At 41.5% G+C, this 22,917-nt stretch carries 22 protein-coding genes and 1 pseudogene; 13 read left to right on the top strand and 10 right to left on the bottom strand.

Features of this window, described 5'->3' with window-relative positions; genetic code table 11:
* Positions 1-8 precede the first annotated feature (8 nt).
* From IUA53_RS01485 to IUA53_RS01475, 3 genes are read right to left on the bottom strand one after another with little or no spacing between them, the layout of a single operon-like run.
* Positions 9-1,190: an efflux RND transporter periplasmic adaptor subunit gene (locus tag IUA53_RS01485; RefSeq protein ID WP_012516885.1), complete on the bottom strand. Its 1,182-nt coding sequence runs from the start codon at positions 1,188-1,190 to the stop codon at positions 9-11.
* 2 nt (positions 1,191-1,192) lie between these two features.
* Positions 1,193-2,473, bottom strand: coding sequence for a TolC family protein (locus IUA53_RS01480; RefSeq protein WP_012516884.1), 1,281 nt, complete (start codon positions 2,471-2,473; stop codon positions 1,193-1,195).
* Positions 2,474-2,517: 44 nt separating this feature from the next.
* Positions 2,518-2,874, bottom strand: coding sequence for a hypothetical protein (locus tag IUA53_RS01475; protein WP_023559486.1), 357 nt, complete (start codon positions 2,872-2,874; stop codon positions 2,518-2,520).
* Between the two features lie 1,180 nt (positions 2,875-4,054).
* On the opposite strand from IUA53_RS01475, the gene IUA53_RS01470 reads away from it, so the two are divergent.
* From IUA53_RS01470 to IUA53_RS01455, 4 genes are all read left to right on the top strand, one after another.
* Positions 4,055-4,444: a hypothetical protein gene (locus tag IUA53_RS01470; RefSeq protein WP_014997011.1), complete on the top strand. Its 390-nt coding sequence runs from the start codon at positions 4,055-4,057 to the stop codon at positions 4,442-4,444.
* A gap of 61 nt (positions 4,445-4,505) precedes the next feature.
* The gene (locus IUA53_RS01465) at positions 4,506-5,321 is read left to right on the top strand and encodes a hypothetical protein (RefSeq protein WP_196898096.1); all 816 of its coding nucleotides are present in this window, start codon (positions 4,506-4,508) and stop codon (positions 5,319-5,321) included.
* A gap of 84 nt (positions 5,322-5,405) precedes the next feature.
* Positions 5,406-6,140: a hypothetical protein gene (locus IUA53_RS01460; protein ID WP_156085793.1), complete on the top strand. Its 735-nt coding sequence runs from the start codon at positions 5,406-5,408 to the stop codon at positions 6,138-6,140.
* A 16-nt stretch (positions 6,141-6,156) separates the two neighbouring features.
* A complete protein-coding gene (locus tag IUA53_RS01455; RefSeq protein WP_231401232.1) occupies positions 6,157-7,566 on the top strand; it encodes an ATP-dependent nuclease in 1,410 nt (469 codons plus the stop codon).
* A gap of 20 nt (positions 7,567-7,586) precedes the next feature.
* On the opposite strand, the gene tnpC is transcribed toward IUA53_RS01455, so the two are convergent.
* From tnpC to tnpA, 3 genes are read right to left on the bottom strand one after another with little or no spacing between them, the layout of a single operon-like run.
* Complete coding sequence (gene tnpC / locus IUA53_RS01450; RefSeq protein ID WP_196897418.1) at positions 7,587-9,143, bottom strand: IS66 family transposase; 1,557 nt, start codon at positions 9,141-9,143, stop codon at positions 7,587-7,589.
* A 23-nt stretch (positions 9,144-9,166) separates the two neighbouring features.
* The gene (gene tnpB, locus IUA53_RS01445) at positions 9,167-9,502 is read right to left on the bottom strand and encodes an IS66 family insertion sequence element accessory protein TnpB (protein WP_196897417.1); all 336 of its coding nucleotides are present in this window, start codon (positions 9,500-9,502) and stop codon (positions 9,167-9,169) included.
* Positions 9,502-9,786 (bottom strand): IS66 family insertion sequence element accessory protein TnpA, encoded by a 285-nt coding sequence (gene tnpA, locus IUA53_RS01440; RefSeq protein ID WP_196897416.1) that lies wholly within the window; start codon positions 9,784-9,786, stop codon positions 9,502-9,504. Before tnpA ends, tnpB begins: the two co-directional genes overlap by 1 nt.
* 119 nt (positions 9,787-9,905) lie before the next feature.
* On the opposite strand from tnpA, the gene IUA53_RS01435 reads away from it, so the two are divergent.
* Complete coding sequence (locus IUA53_RS01435; protein WP_196898094.1) at positions 9,906-10,124, top strand: hypothetical protein; 219 nt, start codon at positions 9,906-9,908, stop codon at positions 10,122-10,124.
* A 257-nt stretch (positions 10,125-10,381) separates the two neighbouring features.
* On the opposite strand, the gene IUA53_RS01430 is transcribed toward IUA53_RS01435, so the two are convergent.
* Both IUA53_RS01430 and IUA53_RS01425 read right to left on the bottom strand, forming a co-directional pair.
* On the bottom strand, positions 10,382-11,602 hold the full coding sequence (locus IUA53_RS01430) for a hypothetical protein (protein WP_196898092.1): 1,221 nt from the start codon (positions 11,600-11,602) through the stop codon (positions 10,382-10,384).
* A gap of 168 nt (positions 11,603-11,770) precedes the next feature.
* Positions 11,771-13,879 (bottom strand): DUF3987 domain-containing protein, encoded by a 2,109-nt coding sequence (locus IUA53_RS01425; protein ID WP_196898090.1) that lies wholly within the window; start codon positions 13,877-13,879, stop codon positions 11,771-11,773.
* Positions 13,880-14,204: 325 nt separating this feature from the next.
* Between IUA53_RS01425 and IUA53_RS01420 the strand changes: the two genes are divergently transcribed.
* The 6 genes from IUA53_RS01420 to IUA53_RS01395 all read left to right on the top strand — a co-directional run bounded on the left by IUA53_RS01420 (position 14,205) and on the right by IUA53_RS01395 (position 19,399).
* The gene (locus IUA53_RS01420) at positions 14,205-14,831 is read left to right on the top strand and encodes a hypothetical protein (protein ID WP_196898088.1); all 627 of its coding nucleotides are present in this window, start codon (positions 14,205-14,207) and stop codon (positions 14,829-14,831) included.
* Positions 14,832-14,952: 121 nt separating this feature from the next.
* The gene (locus IUA53_RS01415) at positions 14,953-15,846 is read left to right on the top strand and encodes a tyrosine-type recombinase/integrase (protein WP_196898086.1); all 894 of its coding nucleotides are present in this window, start codon (positions 14,953-14,955) and stop codon (positions 15,844-15,846) included.
* A gap of 12 nt (positions 15,847-15,858) precedes the next feature.
* On the top strand, positions 15,859-17,889 hold the full coding sequence (locus IUA53_RS01410) for an AAA family ATPase (protein ID WP_196898085.1): 2,031 nt from the start codon (positions 15,859-15,861) through the stop codon (positions 17,887-17,889).
* Positions 17,890-17,907: 18 nt separating this feature from the next.
* The gene (locus IUA53_RS01405; RefSeq protein ID WP_196898083.1) at positions 17,908-18,375 is read left to right on the top strand and encodes a hypothetical protein; all 468 of its coding nucleotides are present in this window, start codon (positions 17,908-17,910) and stop codon (positions 18,373-18,375) included.
* 264 nt (positions 18,376-18,639) lie between these two features.
* On the top strand, positions 18,640-19,047 hold the full coding sequence (locus IUA53_RS01400; RefSeq protein ID WP_196898081.1) for a DUF2787 family protein: 408 nt from the start codon (positions 18,640-18,642) through the stop codon (positions 19,045-19,047).
* 58 nt (positions 19,048-19,105) lie between these two features.
* Positions 19,106-19,399 (top strand): RNase H1/viroplasmin domain-containing protein, encoded by a 294-nt coding sequence (locus IUA53_RS01395; protein ID WP_196898079.1) that lies wholly within the window; start codon positions 19,106-19,108, stop codon positions 19,397-19,399.
* A gap of 1 nt (position 19,400) precedes the next feature.
* Here IUA53_RS01395 and IUA53_RS01390 read toward each other — a convergent pair whose 3' ends face one another.
* Both IUA53_RS01390 and IUA53_RS01385 read right to left on the bottom strand, forming a co-directional pair.
* On the bottom strand, positions 19,401-20,150 hold the full coding sequence (locus IUA53_RS01390; RefSeq protein ID WP_012516807.1) for an NYN domain-containing protein: 750 nt from the start codon (positions 20,148-20,150) through the stop codon (positions 19,401-19,403).
* Between the two features lie 21 nt (positions 20,151-20,171).
* The gene (locus tag IUA53_RS01385) at positions 20,172-20,930 is read right to left on the bottom strand and encodes a DUF2034 domain-containing protein (protein WP_196898077.1); all 759 of its coding nucleotides are present in this window, start codon (positions 20,928-20,930) and stop codon (positions 20,172-20,174) included.
* 128 nt (positions 20,931-21,058) lie between these two features.
* Here IUA53_RS01385 and IUA53_RS01380 point away from each other — a divergent pair, with 128 nt between their 5' ends.
* Together IUA53_RS01380 and IUA53_RS01375 are read left to right on the top strand one after the other, a co-directional pair.
* Complete coding sequence (locus IUA53_RS01380; protein WP_231401231.1) at positions 21,059-21,769, top strand: DUF429 domain-containing protein; 711 nt, start codon at positions 21,059-21,061, stop codon at positions 21,767-21,769.
* A gap of 279 nt (positions 21,770-22,048) precedes the next feature.
* Positions 22,049-22,917 (top strand): annotated as a pseudogene (locus IUA53_RS01375) (WYL domain-containing protein).

Here is a 22,917-nt window from a genome sequence, read left to right as displayed (position 1 = left end):
CTCCAGGATTAGTGAGCGTGAGAGGCACCGGATTTTTCAAGATCCGCTTTTATCAGAAAGCTATTTTTTGATACGTAAATTTGACCAGCGATTAAGCCACGCTTTACTTCAGTGAAGTTGTCATCTTTTATACCCAGCTCGACAGGGACAGCTTGAAACGTGTTACCATCGTTTAAAAATACAACTGAGTTACCATCCATTGATTGGATAGCTTCATTCTCAACGCGAAGCGAAACATCGACTTTCTGAGCATCAACTACACCTGTAACCATATCGCCGGGGGAGAATTCTCCTTCGGTATTAGTGATTTCAACAATTGCGATCTGATAAGGTTCAAGTGAACCTGACGGAATGAGAAATTTGACCTTTGCATCTTGCTGTCGGGAACCTTTTTTTATGTGGATATAAGAGCCCTGCTTTATTGTATCCCGCTTGGATGGAAATACTTTCAATTCTGCCCAAAGCGTTTCAGCGTCGACTATTTTATAAAGCGTTTCACTGGTAACCAACTGCCCAACATTAACATTTCGACTTACTACCGTACCCGAAATTGGCGCTTTCACGATGTAGGTTTGTAAGCTGTCATTTGATTGAATTTTTGCAATTACATCGCCAGCCTTCACGCTGTCACCAACATCCGAAGCGAGAGTTTCTACAACTCCCGAGAACCGCGCATTAACTTCAGCCTTGTTCTTGGGTGGAATTACAAGAGTACCCAACAATTCGATATGTCTTTCAATGGTCCCACTCTGAACTTCGGAGGTTGCTAATTGAAACTTTTCAGTTAATGCTCTTGAGATCTGTGTTCTTCCCTCGAAGTTTTCCCACTCCCAGGAATACTTTCGTCTTTTGTCAGTCAGATAAATAGTAGCCCTAAAAGAATGAGGTTCAGACAGAGCTTTTATTGACCGCAAAACCCCCTCTGAAGTTTGAAACTCAAATTTTTCTGAGCTTGAACCTAACTTCTGTAGCTCTATAGAAAAGGAATCAGGGATAAATGGCTTCCCATCTTCAAAAGTCGAGGCAATAATTACAGAGCCCTCGGGGCTTTCATCGATACTTACTTCTATTTTGATGTTACCTTTCTGGAATATATTTTGGTTGTCATTTGAATTGGTGACATCTTCACTTGCGGTCGCGATAGATGTCACAGTGCCGATAAGAAATAAAAATAAAATTTGCTTTAGCATAATTAATCCTGGAGATTGAAAGTGAATGATTTCAGAGATTGCCCTGTCCATTGTTCGATAAGTGCTTCATTGAGCAGGGTGGCTTCGCGATAGTTGATGAGACTCCGTTGAGATTGGAGAAGTGCATCACGTGAAGCAAACCATTCTTGATAAGTGTAAATTCCCTTTTGATAGCCCTCCTTGGTCAGCTCCAATGCTCTTTTCAAATCTGGCATTACTTCTTTTTCCAGGTGCAATGCTGCCTGTGAACTAAAATTTATGCTTTTCGTTGCTTTAAATAGAATCGCTTTTACATCGAGATACTTGGTGTCTCGCTCTAATAACTCCGCCTCCTTACTAGCAATTGCAGATTTGACTGCACCCGAATTCCTCTTCTCAGCAAATAGTGGAATTGAGGCACCAAAAACTAACGATGTATCTTGAGCTCCCTGATTCCTTCTAACACCAACAGACCAAGATAGGTCTGCGGTATTATCAGACTTAGCCAACTGAATTTCAGCGTCCTTCAGGTCAAGTGACTTAATTAGTAAATCCGCATTCGATGATGATAAGAATTGGTTAAAAAGTGTTTCGTAGGAATAATTTTTAGCGGGTGAATTTAAAGAACCAGTAAGCGTGATATCTTCATAATTGCCCTGCCAGAATAGTGTGAGAGATTGCAGGGCTATCTCTTTATTCACCTTTGCTGTCGCAAGTTCTAATTTCGCTTGATTTAAAGCCGATTTAGCTCTGAACAATTCAGCATCATTCGTTGCACCACTTTTTATTCTATTAGTGATCACAGTAAGAGCATCTTCAGCTAAGCTCACACTTCGCTCAGCTATTTGCAGACGCTCCTGTTGTGCCAGAACGCGAATATACTGCTGAGTGAGCCCACCAAGTAGTGAGAGAGACATTGAATACTGCTCTGAATCTAAAAGGGCAGCTCTGGCATCCACAACCAGTGTTCTTGCACTCTTCTTTCCACCAAGTTCATACACTGAAGATAGAGAGATGGTTGCTTCTGCTGCTTGAACTCCCGAAGTAGAACTTGTGCCCATCACATTTTCTAGATTAGCACCTACGGTGTAAGCTGGAGAAAGCAAAGCTTGTTGGCGATCTCCCTCAAGAGCTCTAGTAAGAGGTCTGAATTTCAACAAGCTTGGATGACGGTTGAGAGTAAGTTGAACTGCATCATCTAAAGTTACTTGTTCTGCCAATGCATTGGCTTGAGATAGCATCAATGCACTAGTCAATATTCCGGCGCGCGTAAATTTGCGCACAGGAAACTGTGAAATTTTCATGATATATAATCCTAGTCAGTTGAAAAAACGAAAAACGACAGGGATTAAATTCTTGGAGGACGCTCTATTTGGTTAATGAAACGATTAGGTGTAGCTTCACTATAAACTGAGACTAAATTGGGAGATTTTTTTAGAAACGAGCTTTCAATATCAAAGTAAAAAGCTATGTGTGTAAAATGGCCATGACAAGAACAACAATGGTCACAATCACTTCCCGTATCTAAATCGTAAGCATCGGACAGTTCGATTAATGTATTTTCAGTACATAATTCATTGCTAAACAAGTGGTCTTGTTCAATAGAAAACGCGTCAGTCACAATCAACAAAAATTGTGCGCACAACAAAAAAGCGGCTAAGACCACTTTTAGATTTTTGCTAATGCGGTAATTCGTTTTCAACACAAGATTCCTCTATTGGCAATTCATGTTCTCTTAAAATATGATTGTAGTCAATGCCTAAATGGTCAGCTTTCTGATTCACAAGAGGAACTCTGTATTAAAAAGCCATGTATTTCAATTAAGTTGCTAAATCTTGTCAGAAAAACAGAAATCTACTGCAAAGCCTGCTCATACATAATCCGGCAATGTAAAATAAGTACACCGAAGGAATAGAAGAATACAACATGCAATTTCAATAAGCCTGTCACAATTATTGCGTCTCGCTCGTACCAAAACCTGTAATACCCCCTACAACAAGTGTAAAAGCAAGTCCAATACTGAAAGATAAAATCACCGTTGACCCAAGAGGTAGCTTTTCCAATTGCTATCTGATCTCCTTACAGTGAGCGCATCAATGAACAACAAAGTAAATATTATCTGGCTCATGCCATAACCGTGATGCTATGCTTATGAGCATGAAGTTGGTTCGCATCGCTTCTTTGAGTTCACCAAATCATCTAAGGCTCCATTTTCGAATAAACGGTACAATAGACTAGTAGAAAGGCATATCGGAAACTCGATATCGCTAGATACCTTACTGTAACTTTTTGGCTAAAAACGTTGTCGCTTCGCGTAAAAATACCGGTCATTTTTTGACCTTGGCAAGTTCATGTTTTAATCTGCTATCCCCGCGTCACAACGGGGATCACTGCTCTTATGTGTTTTATCTTTAGATTGCGCAGCATGATGTTTTCAGCAGTTAGGTAGACTAAGAAAAATACTAATATCTAAAGCAATCTGACGACCAATAATATCAGGTTTCTAGCAGAGTAATACCGCTTCGAGTATGAATTCTGAAGTATACTTTGTTTGTTAACAACCACTCATTCCTGGCATAGCAAGCTTCTTTAGGGGAGGTTTCCTAAAAATCTGAAGAGGCTCCACAGATGACTGAAATCTATGAAGGGGCACTATAATAATTGTGATAATTCTCTTTCTGATCTAGAACCGTAGCAGAGTTACTTTCATGTTAAATAGTTCATGTTAATGCACATTAACGTTACCTATTCGAGTAGAGATAAGAAGTTAGCTTTCCTCTTTTGACTACGATATATCATGCAAGCGAATAGCGCTCACTTCAGCAGCAAATTTAAAATAATTAAAGGGTTGTAAATCTCTGTCAAGACAGTTGGGTGACGTCAACATGTTGGAGATATACAAGATGAAAACTAAGCTGCCTCATATTGGTATTTTTTGGGTCTACAAGTCGACTGTACTTGCTAAAGCAATGCCTTTGAATAGTACAGAGCCTGATAGCCTTTCACTCTATGACAGTGACTTTAGCCATTTAGTAGAGTGGGAAGAGCATAGAATATACCTTCCGTGTTTTCCTGAGCTCATTGCTGTTGAATATCAAGAAGTCAGCAGGGGTAGAGTAATCTACTCTGGAAACTCAAAGTTCTTTAAAATATATGCAGACAGAAAAGTGGTACAGAGCGTTGAGCTTCAAACCTTGGTATGTGATAAATTTAATCTAATACCGAGTCAATGCACTTGGAAGCTAGACAAGCATTACCGTATCTTTAGTTCATAAAAAGCTTACGAAAAAGTTAAAAAGTCGCTTTGTAAAGAATACGCAAGCAAATCATAAGGACATGACGTTGAATATATTTGAAGTAATAAACAATAGTATTTCTGACTTTGTAGAAAACCAAGAAAATAAAGCGCTCAAGAGAGGTACAGGCTCTTATTCGATACCGTTTAGAGGCTCTATCTTCGGGGAAATCGAGACAGCAAAAGTATTAAGTAAGCTCAATGCCGAATCAGTTGATGTAATTTGGTTAGGCTCAAATCCTAATGTTCCTGAATCTCTCGACGCTATTTTGTCTCCTTCCTCCCCTTCCCACTACGAGGGTTTTGTGCAACAAGCCATGAACGACAATTTCAGCGAAGCGTACAAAAATAGCGAAGGTGCGAATTTCCCATTGTGGGATCCTATTAACAAGCCAAACAACAAGTGGCAATTCTACTCAGAGATATTCAACAAGCGGTTTGGTGAACACAAAACGCTCATGGCTAACATAGTGCTGTGGGGAAGTAAGGATTTTAAAAGCTTCACTTCTCAGTTGGCTAAATACGATAAAGCGCTTTTAGAGAGAGCTATTCAGTTTTCTCACGAGCTGAACAATCAGATAATCGAGTACTTCAAGCCAAAAGTTGTTCTTGTTCCCAAGAGCTCTAATAGCCCATCATCAAAGAATTGGCTACTACACTCTTCAAACTTAACAGACATACAGCATCACGAAGTTAGAGGTAAAGTAACGTTCAAGTTTTCAGTAGGTAGCCTGCAAAAAGGCGATTTTAAAACAACTGTAATATCAGCCCCCCACCCTTCATACACACCAAGAATTGGTCGTGAATTTAGAGAGTCTGCGCAAAACGCTATCTTCACAGTATTACAAAATTGCTGATACTTATTAATCTACTTCATAAACAAAAACTAATTTTGCATTTGTTAGCATCTTTAGTTGATGAGTTTATCGCACGAGAGTTACATGATAGAACTTAAGATTTTAGGATCCTTTATTACCGCTAGTGCAACTATTTTAGTAGCCTTAGCAACATATATATGGAAAATTCAGAGAGAAAAAAAAGAAAGTAATCGAACAATAATTTATTTACTCCTTGAGTTACGCAATGTATTTATCAATTCAGTAATTAATACAGATCGCGCGATTGACGGTTACTTGAAGCTGTATTTAGAGAAATTGAATGACCAAGCATTCTCGCCTAAAGATAAATCAGCATTCGAAGCAGAGCTACGAATTGCCCTTGAGAAAGCATTTAATTCGTTAATCATTGATATGAAGGAAGAACTGCGAGTAGATTTCTCCTCTCAGTTTGACAGCGCTATTTTAGAGCTTTCAAAACATGACCCAATACTTGCTTACCGATTGCAGAAAAACATAAAAATTGAAAAAACTTTCGAGGTAATAGAGAATCATCTAACAAGGACCAAAGATTGGGTCGATAACACTAACGAAGAAAATTTGCCTTCTTTTGAGAGTATTTCGCGAAGGTTAGAATCTAAATTGGTTGAAAAACTAGCTGGAGATCTTGAACAAGATATTCTCACCGTTGCTAGTAGTGATTCATTTTTAACTAAATTAAAATGCAGAAGGATCATTAGCAATAAGAACATAAATAGCATTTACGATTTTAGCGAGATCGGTCCCTATTTGGATGAATCTTTAATTACGGTCTTCGAAAACAGTAGTCAGAATATTTAAGACAACAAGGACGTTTATGAAACTTTCAGCAATCCTTATTTCGAATTTCAAAGGCATTAGTAACGAAATTACAATTTTAATAGACAACATCGTTGTTTTGGTAGGTCCAAACAATAGCTGTAAATCTACAATTCTTGATGCATACGAGTCTTATGTTTCCTTGGGTAGTCCGCTGAGTATCGACTACTTTCATTGCAGAGATGCTAAAAAGCCAATATCTATCACAGGTGTTTTTACAGATTTAACTCAAGAAGATATTGACACTTTTGGTCGAGAGTGGCTCCTACTGAACGACCCAGATTTTGGTTCTTGTGCAAAGTTTCAGATCAGGTGGGAAAACCCTGATGAAAAAGGTGTTAAATATAGTTTTAGTTCCATAACCAACCATTGGAAAAAAGGTGGTGCTGGTGGCTGGGACGCTTTATTGCAAAGTAGATTACCTACCCCTATTAGATTAAATCCAAATGACGGAGTTGAAGCCTTAGAAAAGATAGTAAAAGACCTAGCGTCCAAAAATGCAGCTAAAAAGGTTAAGGACGATAGAACAAAAGTTGCGGGTATAGTAGCCGAAATTGAAAAGCTTGCCAAAGAGGTAGATAAAGAGTTATCAGGTAGCATTGGTAAACTTAGCTCGAAAATTGAACTCGAAATTAATAAGCTATTTTCTGGTTCATCTGTAATCTTCGAAACTGGCGTAGGTAAGTTTAAAGTCGAAGATGCTATCAAAGATGGAAGTAAGTTTTTTATAAAGACAAGTAACCATCAATCATCATTAGAACATCAAGGAACAGGCATCAAAAGAGCTTTCTTATGGTCAGCAGTTAACGCTCTATGCAGTGAAGGCCTCTTAAAGAAAGGGACAAAGAAAATTCACGATGAAAACCCAAAAATTCTTTTGATAGACGAGCCCGAAATCAATTTACACCCTTCGATAATTAAAGCTGCACGCAAAGCAATCTACGCATTGGCTGACATAGAAGGCTGGCAAATTATTTGCACTACCCATTCGCCTATCTTTATCGACTTGACTCAAGATCACACCACTCTGATCAAGGTTTCAAACAACCAAGAAAACGTATTTTACTTCCAGACAGATCGAGCAAAATTCAGTGATGACGAAAAAGACAATTTAAAGATGCTAAACCGTTGCTGCCCTACAGTGAATGAATTTTTCTTCTACCCAAATTCGATACTTGTTGAAGGTGACACGGAATACCTTGCATATCAGTATATTATTGAGAAAAGTGGTTTAGAGGCTCAATACTGCGTTATAAATTGTAGAGGTAAAGCTAATATTCCAACCTTTATTAAAATATTTGATCAATTCAACGCAAACGCAATCGCTGTGCATGACCTCGACACGAAATTGAATAAGGTTGGAAAGGCAAACGCAATGTGGTCAATAAACCTGAAGATTAGGACGTAAGCGATCAATATAGACCCGGATCACCCCATTTTATCTAAATCGCTCGTCAATTTTTTGTCCGCGAATTTCTCTTTCCAGACTCTTGGCGTCAGGTCGAGTACATCTTTGGCCGGGTGCAGTGCTACACGCTGCAATACATCCACCAGATAATGGTAGGGATTGACGCCTTGCAGGCGGCAAGTCACCATCAGGCTTTGTAATATGCCCAGTTGTTCAGCCCCGAGTTCGGACCAACAGAACAAATAGTTTTTTCTGCCCATGGGGATTACCCGCAGTGCCCGCTCAAGATGATTGGTGTCCATGGGTAACGCGGGGTTACTCAGGAACACCTTGAGTTGGCTCTCTCGCTCAGCGGTGTAATGAAGCGCCTTGGCGAAGGGGGATTTGGGTAGTAAATCAGTGCGCTGTCGTTGTTGGTAGACCCACCGGAAGAAGTCAGTCACGAGTGGTTCGCTGTGTTGTTGGCGGTAGGTATGGATATCGGCCAGGTCTGATTGCTTATCCCGGATGTGTTTTTCATGCCGGTAGAGTGTGGCGATAATATCCAATGCCTGTTGTGCGGTGTGAGGCTCACTGTCGAGGGCTTTTTCAAAGCCTCTGCGCATGTGTACCCAACAGGCAGCGTGCACAATCTGCCGTTCGTGTTGATTTAATTGTTCAACCGTTTTGGTGTAAGCGGCATAGCCATCTGTGAGCAAGGTACCGGTAAAGTCCTGTAACTGTGCTTTGGCGTGCAACATGCCCCGGCTGTGACTCCAGGTAAACGCCACCTCATCACTGTCACCGTACATCGGCCAGAAGTAGGTTTGTTTCATTTGCCCCGGTTTTCGGCCAGCCCCTTTGGTACGCCCGGCTTTAATGGGCACTTCATCCATCATCAGGATTTTGCTTTGCAGAATGTGCTGCCACTGGGCCTTGGCGATGGGCCGAAGCAGCTCAATGCCTTGTTGTATCCAGTTGATTAAGGTAGCCCGGCTAAGGGTGATACCGCTATCAAGCATGCGTTGATGTTGGCGGTGAAGCGGTAAGTGATATACCGCTTTATCCACCATCAGCCCAGCGAGTAGTGAGACATCGCAGTAACAGCCTTCCAGTACATTGGTAGGAGCCGGGGTATCCTTAAGGGTTTGCGTGGTTTTATGACGCACGACCTGACGACGATACACCAGTACCACATAACTGCCGGGCTGTTGTGCTAAGCGACGGGTTTCTTTGATATCAACAACTTCATACTGGTCGGCATTCGTTCCTTGTAATTCCGGCGCAGGCAGGTCAATCACCTGTTGCGGCACCGTCTCATCAAAGCGCAGGCCGTCATCATTCACATCCGAGTCGCGGCGTTGTTTTTGGGATGAGCGGGTATGGGCCTTCACCGGTTTGGTGTCTGCCGGTAAGGCGTGCGACTCTCCCTCGTCAAACAAACTGCTCTGCGCCGGATTATCCACTAACACCTTTTCAGACTTACGCCCGAACAACTGGCGTTTAAGCCAGTCGAGTTGATGCTTTAATTGTGCAACTTCATCGGATAAAGCCGCAATTTGTGCATCTTTTGAGGGATTGTCTGAGGGCGTTTTCATGGCGTAAATTATAACAAAATCAGTTAATTAAATCGTCTGTTTTGTTTGCCTTTTTGCCAGTAAATCCCATCAATCAAACACTGTAACTGGGCACTGTTTAATGGTGTTTTTGCTGTGCCATCAGTGACTTTGGCGAAGGTACCTCTTTCTAACCGTTTGCTCCACAAACAATAACCGCCCTGGTAGTAATACAACACCTTGAGCTGCGTGCGGCGTTTATTGATAAACACAAACCAGTCACCACAATGCGCCTGCATGCCCAACTTGCCCTGCACCAGTGCTGCCAGCCCATCAAACTGTTTGCGCATATCCGTATTACCGGTATACAGCCAAATACGCCCATTGGATAAGGGTAACATCAGGCGGCCCGGTTCATCCGCAGCACCACACCACCGGGCAAGGCTAATTCAATCTCCCAGGTAGAGCCTGCACTCTGGTTCCCACTCGCGGGCATATCAAAAGCAAGCCAGTTATCCTGCGGCGCAAGCGATTGACTATCATCGCTCAGTTTTTTACGCCACAGATAGAAGTTTGATACTGTTAGCGCATGCTGTGCACAAAATTCACTGACCGACAGTTCGCTTGCTGCTTGCTTATCAACCAATTCCTGCCATTGCTCGCGTGTACGTCTTTTTGTTGCCATCGATTAAGTCTCCGTGAGTAAATTCTACGGGGACTATTTTACGGGGTAGTTCAATGAGGAAAAGACGGTCTAAATTGATCGCTTACATTAGGACTCTAGCAGATGAAGTAAATGGCCGTGTGCAAACAGTGGTACACAACCCTGATTTTGAAGGGTTCTATCTCAATGAAGCACCGGAAAAAGATAAGCCTTACAATTTGTTTACTCACCTCACATCTGCAAAGTTTGAAACCGATGCGAAATATACGGCCTTACGTAATTCGTTAAACGATATTTTGGATGGTACTCATAAAGGCTTGTATACAACACACGCAGAGCTAGACGCTATGGTTGAATAGCATTAGCTAAAAGCGAGTTTCGCAGTATCGTAGCTATATTTCTAATCATTTAGTTCTTTAGGTTATAGTAGGTAAAGGTAGCGTTAATAAGCTCTACGCTACCTATCTTAGGCAAGTCAAAAAGCTAACTTTTTGCGATGCTTTTTATCAGTGTTACTTAATATCAATTCACTAGTAAATATTGGAGATTACTCGATATTGATAAATTAGTATTTAAAAGCTAAATCAAGAGTAAGTAAGTCTTGGAAAATTAGCGTTCAGCTATTTGGGTTTATTATTAAACTCATCAAGGAATTCGCTACTATTGTTTGTTCTTCTTCCAACCACCTCTGATCAATCTTATGCACTCTCAATCTTTTTCTGCTTTTTATAAGCTCGCTACGAATACTTTTCCGCATAATTTTTACACTTTCCTGTCGCTTGTCAGTAAGCAATTCTTGTAACATCTCGTTATTCAGTAAGTGAAAATGTCTAGGCGATATAATCCTGACTTGCTTCAACCTTGAAGGAAACTCTGGCATTTGTTTTACATCTAGTTCGTGCCTCTCTTTATATAAAAGGTGACGCACCTCAATACGCGTAGTGACAGCTAAACTATCGATTACTGTTTTAACTTCTGGATAACACTTACTTTCTTTGAGTAGTTTTTCATACACGATGCAGTGACTAGCGTTAGACTTGCTACCTAGATAAGTAGTTTCGACAACTTGTTGTCCATTGAACGGTATACAATGTGACTTTATAGATTTTGCGTTGTCTCTGAACGCTTGTACAAACGCTGATGAAACACCAGGTAATAGAATGCCGAAGTCGATTCTTGTCACCTTTGCCTTACTGAATAATTGCGTATACCGGTATTCACCGCCAATACGTTTTTGAACATGAATTAACGCCTGCTTTATTTCATCCCGTGTTAGCTTATTTGGATTAAACGATAATCGTAGAGAATACTTACCGGACTCCTTTTCGTTCCCTTCTAAATATAAGAACAGGGACTTATAACTATCACCGTTGAACCGAAACTCGAATCCGTGTGAATAAAATGGTTTGCCGTAAATAAGCCCAGAGCCTCCACCATTGAGTTCGTAGGTCGAGGTAGGAAAAACTGTGAAGTCTGCTGGCTTTGCCGCTGTCCCTGCTTTATAAATGCGAGACTTATTTTTAGCACCAATAGGTTTGAGTAGTGAATCGATATCCTTTATTGAACACCTCACTGTCAGTGTGATTTGGTCGCAATCTAATCTCAGATATCGCTGCGGTTCATTACAATATATTTGCAGTAACATGGCCTGGTATCGACATAATGCTTTGTCTTGAAGCTTTGCTGTAACGTTATTAATTTGCTTAAAACTTGGTTCGGTATTAGCCAAATCAAGCAGTGCCAACAGCTGCGAATTGTATTTGTCGTTAATAAGTTCATAGCGAGACTTATCAAAAGTGCTACGAATCCATGACTGTGTATTTTTGCGATCTGCCATAAAAACACTCTTTTAATACGTAGAAGTGTCTGCCTATACCCTATATTAATAGTGTGTATTAATAGATAGTTACAGTGGTATTACAGAGATTAACAACTAAAAGTGAAGGTGTTGAGTGTGCATTTTGTTGAACTAAAAATGCACCTCTAACAACTACTAAGGTTTATATCATTGAGAACCAGCTTCAGTGATATAAGGATTCACTTCCCACAATGGTTTCTGTCTACAATTTGTAGCCTTTCGAACCACTAACACAGACTCTAAAACCATAATGGCTCGGTTCACTTCATCGGTGTTTGTGTTTAGCCCACTCCAATTCTTTTGCGCTATGTCACGAGCCGAGAATTTGGGCGGGAGTCGATCTATCCGTTTTAAAATCAGTATCGCATTAGCGGTATCAACATTTGTTCTAACGTCAAAAACGTGGCGAGCATGAGATTCCAAAAATTTTGCAATTCTGACGGCTTTTTTAGCTGAGGTTTCGGAAACGCTTTTTATAGGGCCGATAACTTGATTGGCATCGTCAAAACTTTCAACCACTTCAAAAAGCAGTGCAAGTTTAGGCACTAGCGTTTTATATTTTAATAGGTAGTTTTGGTACACATCATTGACGTCTTTCTTACTTTTGAAGGAAGTAATCTCTCTGTACCACTGTTTATAAACACCCAATGCTTGCTCTGACAAGCAAACGCTGCGTTCTTTCAGGCCAAGATTTGGCTGGAAGCCGAAATCGCATTGATTGATTGAACAAAAGAGACTCTGTACTTTCGAAATTAATGATACTTCCACTTCTCCGGAAGCAGATGAAACTTTGTCAGTATTTTTCGGATGAACAAGAATGTTAAAGCGCTGCCACAGTCCATCATTTTCCTCACTTCCCTTTAAAGTGTTTCGAATATGTGGATAAACAACAGATGGTTTGGTGGTTGCAAAAATCGACAAGAGCATGTTACTGGCATACGTAGTGCCCGTGTTTAACCTATCAATATCATGCTGACCAAACCCCGAATTACACTCCAATAGGAATGAACGATATTCAAATCCCTTGGAGCCTCGAAGCTGATGAATAAATCCTTTTAGATCCTCTAGGTCCATCAAAATCCCATTGTGATTTTCACCTAGTGTGCGTTGCAAGTCGGCATATGTTGCCTTGTTGGTTGTATAACGTACTAACGACGGTTTTTGAGGCTGTCTTGAGTTTTCAGTTACTTCAGATGCTAGTAATTCCTCCATCTTTCTTTTTTCTATAGGGTCTAAGATTTTATCGATAGCAATAATGCGCTGTTTGATATGCTGTGAACTTATCCTTTCACGTATTTTCTCTATTTTTTGCTGCGCTCCATACCGCTTATTGGCATCTTCGTAGTCCATCGAAGCTTTATCATTGAGTGGGCCAAAAAATTCCCGCATCCGCAAATGAACAGGAAATTTACCAGCTCCTGAGTCTCCTATTGATATAGCCCAGAAATTTGGCGCAATCACCAAGTCACTATTTTTTCTTGGTTTAACGTGAATTTTATGACCGATGACTGAACCAATCATCGTTACAAGTGGAACGAAAGCAAACTCAGGGGGGCAACAATAGGCTTTGCTAAAGTTTTTTACAGTCTCTTGCATTAATTTAGGTAATGCATCAATAGGCAATGCCTCGCTACTACCCTCATATAGGTTTAATTCAGCTGGCGGCACCCACACGTTTAAACTGTTCTTAAGAACGAATTCTACTAGCGTGAGTGGCTGATACTTATACCATTGCTCATACGCAAATTCGCCTCTATCCCAGTTCTTCGAGCCCGAAATTTGAATCGGAAAATAGGTTATAACCTTCGCATGTTTACAGCCTTCATTTTCTGCTATTAAGGCATTGGTTAACTTTTCATGCAGCTCCTCATCTTCGTGAAAGACGAACCAAATAACGCTGTACTTCGTTAACCCAACTTTTTTGATGACAGAGGCATAAGACACTTTTCTCAAAAATTGTATTTCTTCAATGTTATCGAGATTGAATGAGCCTTGAATCCCTATTACTCTTCTTCGTTCCAGCCACTTATTGTTTTTAACAAAGGCTTTTCTCCCTTCATTATTTTCATCTTTTAACCATTTTAAGCCCTCAGCTACTCTTAGCTTTTGCCTGACATTTCTAGTACTTCCATCAGGCACGCAGTAAATTAATTCTGCTGAATCCATTTCAGTTATTTCAATTAGCTCGTAAAGGTCTTTGATGCTCTTAAACCCCATTCTTTTTAATGTAGAAATATTTGTTACTTTCTTCATCATTTTTGCTCCAAAAAATTAACTCGATGACCATACGGTGTGTAAAATCAAAACCTATTTTCCGGATGTGTAGCAGTGTTGTCCTCAGTGAAAAAAGCCTATTAAGAAGCCAATAAAAAAAAGAAAAAAGTTAAATAATATCAAACACTTAAAAATAACAGACCGTGCCTTTTTTCTATTTTCTTCTGACACGTTTAAAAGTGTGCTAGTCAATCTTTATACTAGGGAAAATTTATCTATTTAAGCTATTGTTCTTATTGACAAAAAAAACTGATAGGCTGAGAAAGCTAAAATAAAAAACTTTCCAATAGTTCGGAGTTGAGTAATTGTGAAATTAGGAACGGAAGAAAGCCGAATCAGACTGGTGCCAGACAACGCTAAACGTGAGGCGTTAGAACAAGCGACAGGGCTAGGTCGTAGTGGCGATGTAAATATTGAATTAAGTCGCATGAAACCGCCGCAGCAAGCTTTCGACCTGTATTTAAAAAATTTGGTCCGAAATCCGAGGCTTGATGCTGACGATATTCGACTCGGCTTTTTACTCTTTGACTTACTTGAGCACAACTTAGGAAGCCAAAGCTTTCTTCTCATACCAATGTCTGACTTCCATATGTCACAAATTGGAGAAAATGGGGTGCTCTACTTTCACGGCACTCGCAACTGTGAGTTTGGATATGACTTTTTGGAAAAGCAAAGTCTGTTAGACATTGCTAATAAATGTCGGCTGGACTTGGATACATCACATCTTATTAGTTTGCTCAATAGACTACACAGTTTCTTTTACATAACTTGTACAGAGTTATGTGAAGAAAACCTCGCTGTAAATAGGATAGGCTTCAAGTACACGAAGGAAGAAGTTTTGTTATCTAAAGATGCCAAAATTGTTCACATCCGTCTCAATGAGCGGTTCAACAAAATAGATCTCACTAAGCGCTGGGGGAAATCAACAAAATAACTATTTTTTACTGGGACAAAACAGCCATATAAATCACTAATATCGCCTGATATTATCTTTTTCGCTTTCTAAGCACTTCCATTCAAATTCAATACTTTTAACTACAACTTCGGAGCATTTTATGAATGCAGCTTGCCCCTATGCGCTGTATTTAGGTCGACTTGCGCCTAATAGTCAGCGCTCTATTGCTTCACAACTAAATAGCATCGCAGACATGATGGGTTGGACTGATGAAGAGCGAACAGATAAATATCATCATATCGACTTTCAACAAGCTACCTATATCAAAACGAAGCTTATCACTCAGGGTTGGTCAGCTAGATCTATCAACAGAGCAATGATAGCGATCAGAAGTATCGTAAAAATAGCTGTACTCTCTGGGCTCGTTCCAGAAATGCAGTCAATTCAGCTTCGGGCTATCAGCAAAGTGAATCACGGAAAACATGATGGAAAGCCTCTCTCAACTGCGCAGGTCAATAAGCTGCTGATAAAGTTACAACGCGATACATCTATTCTCGGCATTCGAAACTACGCATTAATTTCAACACTTTTAGGCACAGGGTTACGACGAAGTGAACTAGTAGCACTCTTGGTAGAAGACTTTATCGAAGGTACTACTCTGATCGTCAGAAAAGGAAAAGGTAACAAGAGCCGAACTGTTCATCTGCCAGCATGGACGCAACTTGCGCTGAATCAATGGCTAGCACTTCGAAGTAAAAGCAACGGCCACTTGTTTGTTCGAGTCGCAAAAGGTGGAAATATTAAACACAACACCGCGTTGTCATCGTGCTCTATCTATTCACTCACTAAAAAGTCGCTAGCATCAATTGGCGTAGAAGGAGTCTCGCCGCATGACCTTCGACGAACGTTTATTACACGATTACTTGAACAAAATGTAGATATAAACACTGTGCGCCAAATGGCAGGACATGAGGATATCAGTACAACCATCATGTACGACAAGCGAAATGAAAAAGTGATGCAAGAAGCTGCATCTCTACTTTCCTATCAATAATGGGGCGCTAGCATGTCTTATAAAGTACTCAATAAGTCGAGTGAGCTTAATTACCTTGCATGTGAATGGGGCAAGCGATTGCTCAACTATCTGCCTTCAGTCGATACCGATATACTCAGTAAAAGTCTTGCCAGTAATTTGCGTGGTAGCAAGGTATCTGCCCAATCGTTTTTCATAGGTAGAAGCAAAAACGTCAACTACAAAGCTTGCCTCACTATTACTGATACCCAACCTCAAGTAACGAAAACCTTTTTAGCTAATTGTCGCTATATCAGAACCGTGATGGACTTGCCTAAGCAAACCGAGTTACTGATTCAGTTCGCCTTGCTCTCACAGGTTAACAAGTGGATTAGAGCGCTTTCTTCTGAGGTGCACATGCAAACAAGCCACCTTTCGTTAAACGAAATCCTCAAAGACATTTCAGGCATCAGTGACGAACTATTTTCTCACGCAACTGCGCAGCTCAATCATTATGGTTTTCTGCCTGATACAGACTTTTTGTCCTTCGAGTATGGTGCAATGCCAAAAGCACTTGTTCGAACGCTGTTAAGTGAAACAATTACCTCAAGGGAAACACTTATAGCACCGTTGCTGCATCCTTCGCCCGACGCAAGCTTCACATTAGATGATTTTCCTCACGTGAATACTGCGCTTTTGTCGCAATATCTCACTGCTGCTAGTAAGTCTAGACAGTCTGGAGCAAGCATTTTGCTCTATGGAGCTTCAGGAACAGGTAAAACAGAGTTATCGAGGACACTTGCCAAATACTGCGATAGAACACTTTACGAAATTCGTTCTACTGCACTTGCTAGCAATTTCTCTGAAGATGAGTTCAATAGCCGCTTTCCAAACAAAGAAAGGCTTCGTTATTTAGCGTTACTTCAATCATTGCTGACGCATAAGTCAGACGCTATGTTGCTGGTAGATGAATGCGAGAGTTTATTCGATTGTGCTGACAGCCAATACAGTAAAGAACATCTACAACGATTCATTGAGCAAAACGAAATTCCCTGTATTTGGATTACAAATCATATCCAATATCTTGAGCCAAGCTTTATCAGGCGATTCAAGCTCGTATTAGACGTTCCTACGTTAAGACCAAAAGAAATCGAACAGATAACGCGACCTTACTATCACGGCTTAAGCGTTTCTTCGTCAGCACGAAAAATAATTAGTCAAACAGAGAACATTACGCCAGCAATTGTTGCTAACGCAACACATGTCGCTCACGCTGTAAACGCTAAACGTGCTCGCGCAGAAGCTGTAATCGGTCAAGTTGTCGAAGCGTCACTTAGAGCAACGGAGCAATGGCAAAATAAACTTGAGTACAAAAGTGAGCTACCTTTCGATACGAGCTACTTAAACATTAAGCAGTCGAAGGAGTATCTCAACGACATAGCGTTTGCACTTAAGCACAACCAGCCAGCGAGGACATTAATCTCAGGCCCTCCAGGAACAGGCAAAACTGCTTTCGCGCACTATTTGACAGAGCTACATGGTAGGAAACTGCTGCGTGTTAAATGCTCTGATATTTTAAGTAAATGGGTGGGTGAAAGTGAGCAAAAGGTGGCTGAACTATTTCAAAGCGCTCATGATGAAGAGCAAGTCATCTTGCTTGATGAAGTGGATAGCTTACTAAGCTCACGCGAAGCGCTCACTGCTCATCACGAACATCAGCTGGTTAATGAGTTCTTAACGCAAATAGAGTGTTTTACACAACCTTTATTCGCTGCTACTAACTTTTCCGACAAGCTTGATAAAGCCGTTTTACGTCGGTTCGATTTCAAACTAGACTGCCAATATCTTACATCGACTCAAGTAATAGAGTTGTACAAAAAGCTCACTAGAGTAAGAACGCTCAAGGAAGTTGAAACACAAAGGCTATCTTCACTGCGCAACCTTACACCCGGTGATTTCGCTCTATTGGCTCGTCGAAAGAAGTTTCAACCCAAAATTCAAATTCGTGACTTTGCCATCAACCTGTTGGCAGACGAAAACCTGCGCAAGCAGAAACACACCTCAATGGGCTTTATTCGCCCTTAACATTCAAAGGTAAACATTATGACTACATCTGTATTGAGTTCGCTCAAGGTTATCGCTCGTCCTGAAATCAAGCAAAAGCCACCGGTATTGAACAAGCGTATGAAGCTAATCAACCGACTTGAACAGCAAAAAAAGCTCGCCACTTGTATGCTTGAAGGCACACCATTCGTGGCATACAAAGAAAAAACAGTCAAAGATCCAGAAACAGGAGAGCGAATTAAAAAGCGTTGGCAGGCCACCGTTCGTCCTTGGTACTACGATACCGATAACCACTATTTCCTAGAGGTTAAAGTGGGCATAAGAGCAATCGAGTTACAAAAGGGGAAACCAGCCATAGATGTTGGCGATAAAGAAAAGCTTCCCGAGGTCATCGACATTTTGCTAAGCGCGGTAGAAAAAGGAGAGCTTGATGAGTTCTTAATATCGCCGCCAAAGACTGAAACCAAGGGGAAAACTCCGGCCAACGCAAAGTTGGCAAAATCGTAGTTAGCCCCCTGCTCTACTCATCAATTATCGTCCTTAGCGCTTGATTGCGCGAACAACGATAGCGAACCAAGAATCGAGTGCTGTCTATTTTATAAAAGTAAGTCGCACTAGCATTTCAGAAGCATAACGAATAACGCTACTGAAAGCGACGTAGCAGACACCGCAAACTGTTAGTCAGGTACGTTACTTGGCTGCTTGAAAGCGTCGTACAGACGCGCTAGGCAGCACTCACATTCATAGATTCCAATTAGAAGATTTTTTATTATGCATATTCATTATGAAGGACTCGCTCTGCCTGTCTCAAAGCGATTTGTACAAGCACTCGTCGATTTACTGGTGCAGCATAGCGTGTCACAAACAAGCGTGACGATTAACTTCAGAGATCCTAGTTATTCAGCTGAAAATGGTGGTTTTCACCCTGTAGAGATTCGTTTGGAGAAACGCAATAACGCATGGCACTTTTGCTACGTCACCGACTTCGCCTATCTAGGAAGCGGCCCCTATGCAGAGCTAGTAAAAGACCTCGACTTTGATTTAGGTGCAGGTGTTTTTCAAAACCTGTTCGGTGTGTTTCCTATTGAGCAGGCAACTGATATGTACCAAATATGGGAAGGTAACTTCTTGCATTACTGGCTGGAATTAGATGTCTTCTCGATATCGGTATCCGAGTAGCTACAAAACATAAAAGTGTAAACACATTGGGAAAGCTGACAAACCAAAGGAGGTAATCATGTCGAGATGCTTTTCCAACTACAACTTCACCAGCAGATATGCCGCTTACGTAGTATTTAAAGGCCGAAAGTCGGGAGTTTACAAAACGTGGAAAGAAACTGAAGCCCTAGTGAATGGCTTTTCAGGAAGCCGTTACCAAGGTTTCGCGTCTATCGAAGAAGCAAAACGCGCCTACAGACGCTTTCTGGACGACAGCAAAATAGTGCTCAAGGCAAAACGCAAAACCAAGCAAAAGAAACCTTTAAAGTCGAATATGGAAAACGTTGATCTTCCTCCTTGGGAATTAGATTAGGCTAAGTGGTCGCGAAGATAGGACGGTACAAGATAATTTGTGTCGTCCCTTTTCCTTTCTGTCTCGTCATTTCAAAGACGGTAGGCAGACTGGAAACAATATCGGTCACTTTTGCTGCACCATAAGTTCTTGGGTCAAAATCAGGTTTAGCACGCTTTAGAAAATTACCAACTGGACTAACATTCACCCAACCATCATCATTCTGATATAACTCCCAAGCTTTAAGCATTGCTGGTATTAGCTCTTCTGCACCATTACCAGCGCTACTTTGCTCCTGTTTAGGTTTACCTGATTTAGAAACCTGACCAGCCTCTAGGTTTTCGGTGAATATAAAGTCATCACAGGCGTTGCGAAATGACACTGGCGTTTTCTTCTCACCTACGCCAAATACAAATTTCTCTGACTCTCTCAAACGTGACGCTAGCTTAGTAAAGTCGCTATCACTGGATACTAAAGCAAATGCGTCTATTTTTTCAGAATAGAGTAAATCCATCGCATCAATAATCATGGACGCATCTGTTGCGTTTTTACCCGTTGTATAAGCAAATTGCTGAATCGGCTGTATGGCTAATTCATTAAGAGGCGTCTTCCAGTTCTTCAACGCATCAATAGACCAATCTCCGTAGGCACGCTTGATGAGTACATGGCCGTGTGCTGATATCTCATCCAAAATGGCAGAAAGTTTCGACAGCTGAGCGTTATCAGCATCAATTAGTACCGCTACTTTTTTATGAACATCCAAGTCTTTCATCTATTTTTTCCTTAAAAATACTTATTCTGTGTAACGACATTTAGGAAAGGCAGAACAACCTAGAAAGGTATTGCCTGCATGAGCTCCTCGCTTTGCTTGCCGCTCCAAAAGCTCACTTCCGCACCTAGGGCAAGCGGTCTTTTTTATCTTCTCTACTTTTGGCTCCGCTTGCACATCATGGATAAGTGAAAGCAGCTCGTCTCCGTCAATGAGTACAACGGGCTTATCAGAGGCAAAATCTATAGCTTGCTGGGTGAATTTACCCGAACAAATTACAACAACCTTGGCTGCGTTGCTGGCAGTGAGCACGCCAAACATCTCGCGTACCACACTGACACCAACTTTTTGCGCTTTCCATTGTTTGCATTGAACAATGACTCGTTCATCGCCTTTCCTAAGCTCTAGGTCAATTCCACCGTCAGCACCAAATCCACCTTCTGTAACTCGATACCCTTGTCTACGATAGGCTTCTGCGACTAGCTCCTCAAAATTGCGCCAATGCAGCTGTCTAATGGTCTCAATACTCTTTTGCGCATCTAATTGTTTGGCTCTCCGACGCCCATTAAAAAACGAAAAAGGTGCGATGAATAATATGAAAATTGCAAAATAAGGCGCAGGAATAGCGAGTGCCTTAAATATCATGTCGATAAGCTGGTTATCAGTTTCGAGAGAAGGCAGTAAGTGACCCATTAAAAAATAGGTAATTGCCGCTGTTATAACCGAAACCCACCACGGCGCTTGGAAAAGAAGGTCCGCAAAAGATGTATTTTTTCTTGGCATAATTGAACATCCTTGTTAAATATCGAAAATATATTAACTCAGGCAATGTCTTGATTGGGTATTAATTCCAATCGTGTAGTATCGTTTAATAGAAAAAGGTTCATTCCTGACAGATAGGAGAGGCAAACATGGACGTGTTTATCGGTATTGATGTCGCTTGTGCGAAAGGTAAATACCTGCCACTGGTGATTTGTACTCTAGAAAATAGGCGATTATTGCCGTTTCCGTTAGCCAGTTACATAGAAACGGTATGCGACGCATTCCATTTAAGCCCAATCCGAATAGGTATCGACTCACCGCTTCGGCCACGGGATAACCATCTTAATCGCAGATTTGCAGAACAGGCCCTCGATAGAGCAGGTATTAGTTGTTACACAACGCTCTCTGCCGATGATTTTAGGATGATTAAAGCAAAAGGTATTGCACATCTTGAGGCGGGTAAGCCGATACAAAACCTGCCTCATGCCCACCAAATCTTTATGCTGTTAGGTTTCGCCTTGAACGAGCGACTGAGTAAAGTTGCCGAATGTATAGAGGTCTATCCACACGCGACAGTGAAACAGTTAGGTGTCGCTGATATCCATAAAAGCAAAGGGAATCAGGCTGAGTTACAGCTGTCTGCCATGTCGCATTACACTGGTTGGCCTAAAACCGACGACGATTGGTCGCAAGCAGATAATATGTGCCTTGGACCAATGCACGATAGAGTGGATGCCTACAGTGCCGCATGGGTAGCAAGCTTGCCTGAGCAGGAGCGCATCTGTTTTGGTGACCCAGAGAAGGGCGATGCTATATGGATACCAAAGGTTAAGCCGTTAAGCAGAGCAGCTGCCAATTAACCGACAAAGTCTAAACCTATAACAAAGACAAAACAGACTGTTTCCAGTACTGCACATCAACGCGTTTGCCCTGCCTGTAATCAACATCTATTTAAACGCTGGCCTTTTGGATGGGATGCGCATGCTGCACATAAATACACAGGATTAATAGAAGGCGAACCTGAAGCAAGAAAGAAGGAATTTAAGCGCCGATTTATGAGCGGTTAACGATATACCTTCTTTACAACCGTCTCAAAATAAACCACACTGGACTAAAGTATAGAAAAGTACACAGGGACGATGCTCGACTCCATCAGCTTTGCTCAAAAACAACGCCTTGCTTATATCGACTTTTGCCTGTTGTTCAAAGGTGCGATTTATCGTCAGGACTTAATTAATCGTTTTCAGGTGGGATTGTCGGCAGGCTCGCGCGATTTCAGTATTTACAAAGAGCTTGCGCCGGATAACCTGTCTTACGATTCGCGAGAGAAACGGTACTTCCAGACTCCCCAGTTCAAGCCTGTCTTCGAACACGACGCAAGGCGTACCTTAACCAAGCTCGCAAACGATATCTCCGATGGGTTTGATGCAATAGGTGATATCCATTTCCCAGTAGAAGCTCCGTCCAGTCTGAATGTACCCGACATCTTTATTGTTGCGCGTCTGGTGCAGGCCATTCTCAATAACAAAGCGGTTAGCGTCATCTACACGTCACTTTCTAGCGGTTCGAATGCCAGAGAGCTTGTACCTCACTCCATCGTCGACAACGGCCTACGCTGGCACGTTCGGGCCTTTGACCGAAAGAGTCAAAGCTTCCGAGACTTTGTGTTAACGCGCATTAGCAAAGTAACACTAAAAGACACGCCTAATGAAGATGAAAACGCCCAAGCCGATACTGAATGGCAGCGCCTTATCCAACTCAACTCGTGCCACATCCAAAGAACGTTGAGCATCCTACCGCCATAGAAATGGATTATGGTATGCAAAACGAGCAGCTGCTTATCAACGTAAGAGCGGCGATGGCTGGTTATCTGTTAAGACGATGGAATGTGGACTGTACCGAGCGAGGCACACTAAAAGGTGCAGAGTACCAACTTTGGTTGCAAAACCGGTTTACGCTAAACAACGTGAAAAATTTGGCGATTGCACCGGGATATCAGGGAGTTTAA

Source organism: Alteromonas sp. B31-7 (genome assembly GCF_015767655.1).
GTDB lineage: Bacteria > Pseudomonadota > Gammaproteobacteria > Enterobacterales > Alteromonadaceae > Alteromonas > Alteromonas australica.
Note: the sequence above shows the minus strand (reverse complement) of the source record. Positions and strands in the feature narration are given on the sequence as shown.

What these genes read in the sequence shown, in the direction of transcription:
- IUA53_RS01425 (WP_196898090.1), bottom strand. Translation starts at nt 13,879, where the DNA reads ATGATGAAGAAAGTAACAAATATTTCTACATTAAAAAGAATGGGGTTT.
- IUA53_RS01410 (WP_196898085.1), top strand. Translation starts at nt 15,859, where the DNA reads ATGTCTTATAAAGTACTCAATAAGTCGAGTGAGCTTAATTACCTTGCA.
- IUA53_RS01430 (WP_196898092.1), bottom strand. Translation starts at nt 11,602, where the DNA reads ATGGCAGATCGCAAAAATACACAGTCATGGATTCGTAGCACTTTTGAT.
- IUA53_RS01480 (WP_012516884.1), bottom strand. Translation starts at nt 2,473, where the DNA reads ATGAAAATTTCACAGTTTCCTGTGCGCAAATTTACGCGCGCCGGAATA.
- IUA53_RS01460 (WP_156085793.1), top strand. Translation starts at nt 5,406, where the DNA reads ATGATAGAACTTAAGATTTTAGGATCCTTTATTACCGCTAGTGCAACT.
- IUA53_RS01465 (WP_196898096.1), top strand. Translation starts at nt 4,506, where the DNA reads ATGACGTTGAATATATTTGAAGTAATAAACAATAGTATTTCTGACTTT.
- IUA53_RS01385 (WP_196898077.1), bottom strand. Translation starts at nt 20,930, where the DNA reads ATGCCAAGAAAAAATACATCTTTTGCGGACCTTCTTTTCCAAGCGCCG.
- tnpA (WP_196897416.1), bottom strand. Translation starts at nt 9,786, where the DNA reads ATGGCAACAAAAAGACGTACACGCGAGCAATGGCAGGAATTGGTTGAT.
- IUA53_RS01455 (WP_231401232.1), top strand. Translation starts at nt 6,157, where the DNA reads ATGAAACTTTCAGCAATCCTTATTTCGAATTTCAAAGGCATTAGTAAC.
- IUA53_RS01380 (WP_231401231.1), top strand. Translation starts at nt 21,059, where the DNA reads ATGGACGTGTTTATCGGTATTGATGTCGCTTGTGCGAAAGGTAAATAC.
- IUA53_RS01405 (WP_196898083.1), top strand. Translation starts at nt 17,908, where the DNA reads ATGACTACATCTGTATTGAGTTCGCTCAAGGTTATCGCTCGTCCTGAA.
- IUA53_RS01390 (WP_012516807.1), bottom strand. Translation starts at nt 20,150, where the DNA reads ATGAAAGACTTGGATGTTCATAAAAAAGTAGCGGTACTAATTGATGCT.
- tnpC (WP_196897418.1), bottom strand. Translation starts at nt 9,143, where the DNA reads ATGAAAACGCCCTCAGACAATCCCTCAAAAGATGCACAAATTGCGGCT.
- IUA53_RS01415 (WP_196898086.1), top strand. Translation starts at nt 14,953, where the DNA reads ATGAATGCAGCTTGCCCCTATGCGCTGTATTTAGGTCGACTTGCGCCT.
- IUA53_RS01485 (WP_012516885.1), bottom strand. Translation starts at nt 1,190, where the DNA reads ATGCTAAAGCAAATTTTATTTTTATTTCTTATCGGCACTGTGACATCT.
- IUA53_RS01400 (WP_196898081.1), top strand. Translation starts at nt 18,640, where the DNA reads ATGCATATTCATTATGAAGGACTCGCTCTGCCTGTCTCAAAGCGATTT.
- IUA53_RS01395 (WP_196898079.1), top strand. Translation starts at nt 19,106, where the DNA reads ATGTCGAGATGCTTTTCCAACTACAACTTCACCAGCAGATATGCCGCT.
- IUA53_RS01470 (WP_014997011.1), top strand. Translation starts at nt 4,055, where the DNA reads ATGTTGGAGATATACAAGATGAAAACTAAGCTGCCTCATATTGGTATT.
- tnpB (WP_196897417.1), bottom strand. Translation starts at nt 9,502, where the DNA reads ATGTTACCCTTATCCAATGGGCGTATTTGGCTGTATACCGGTAATACG.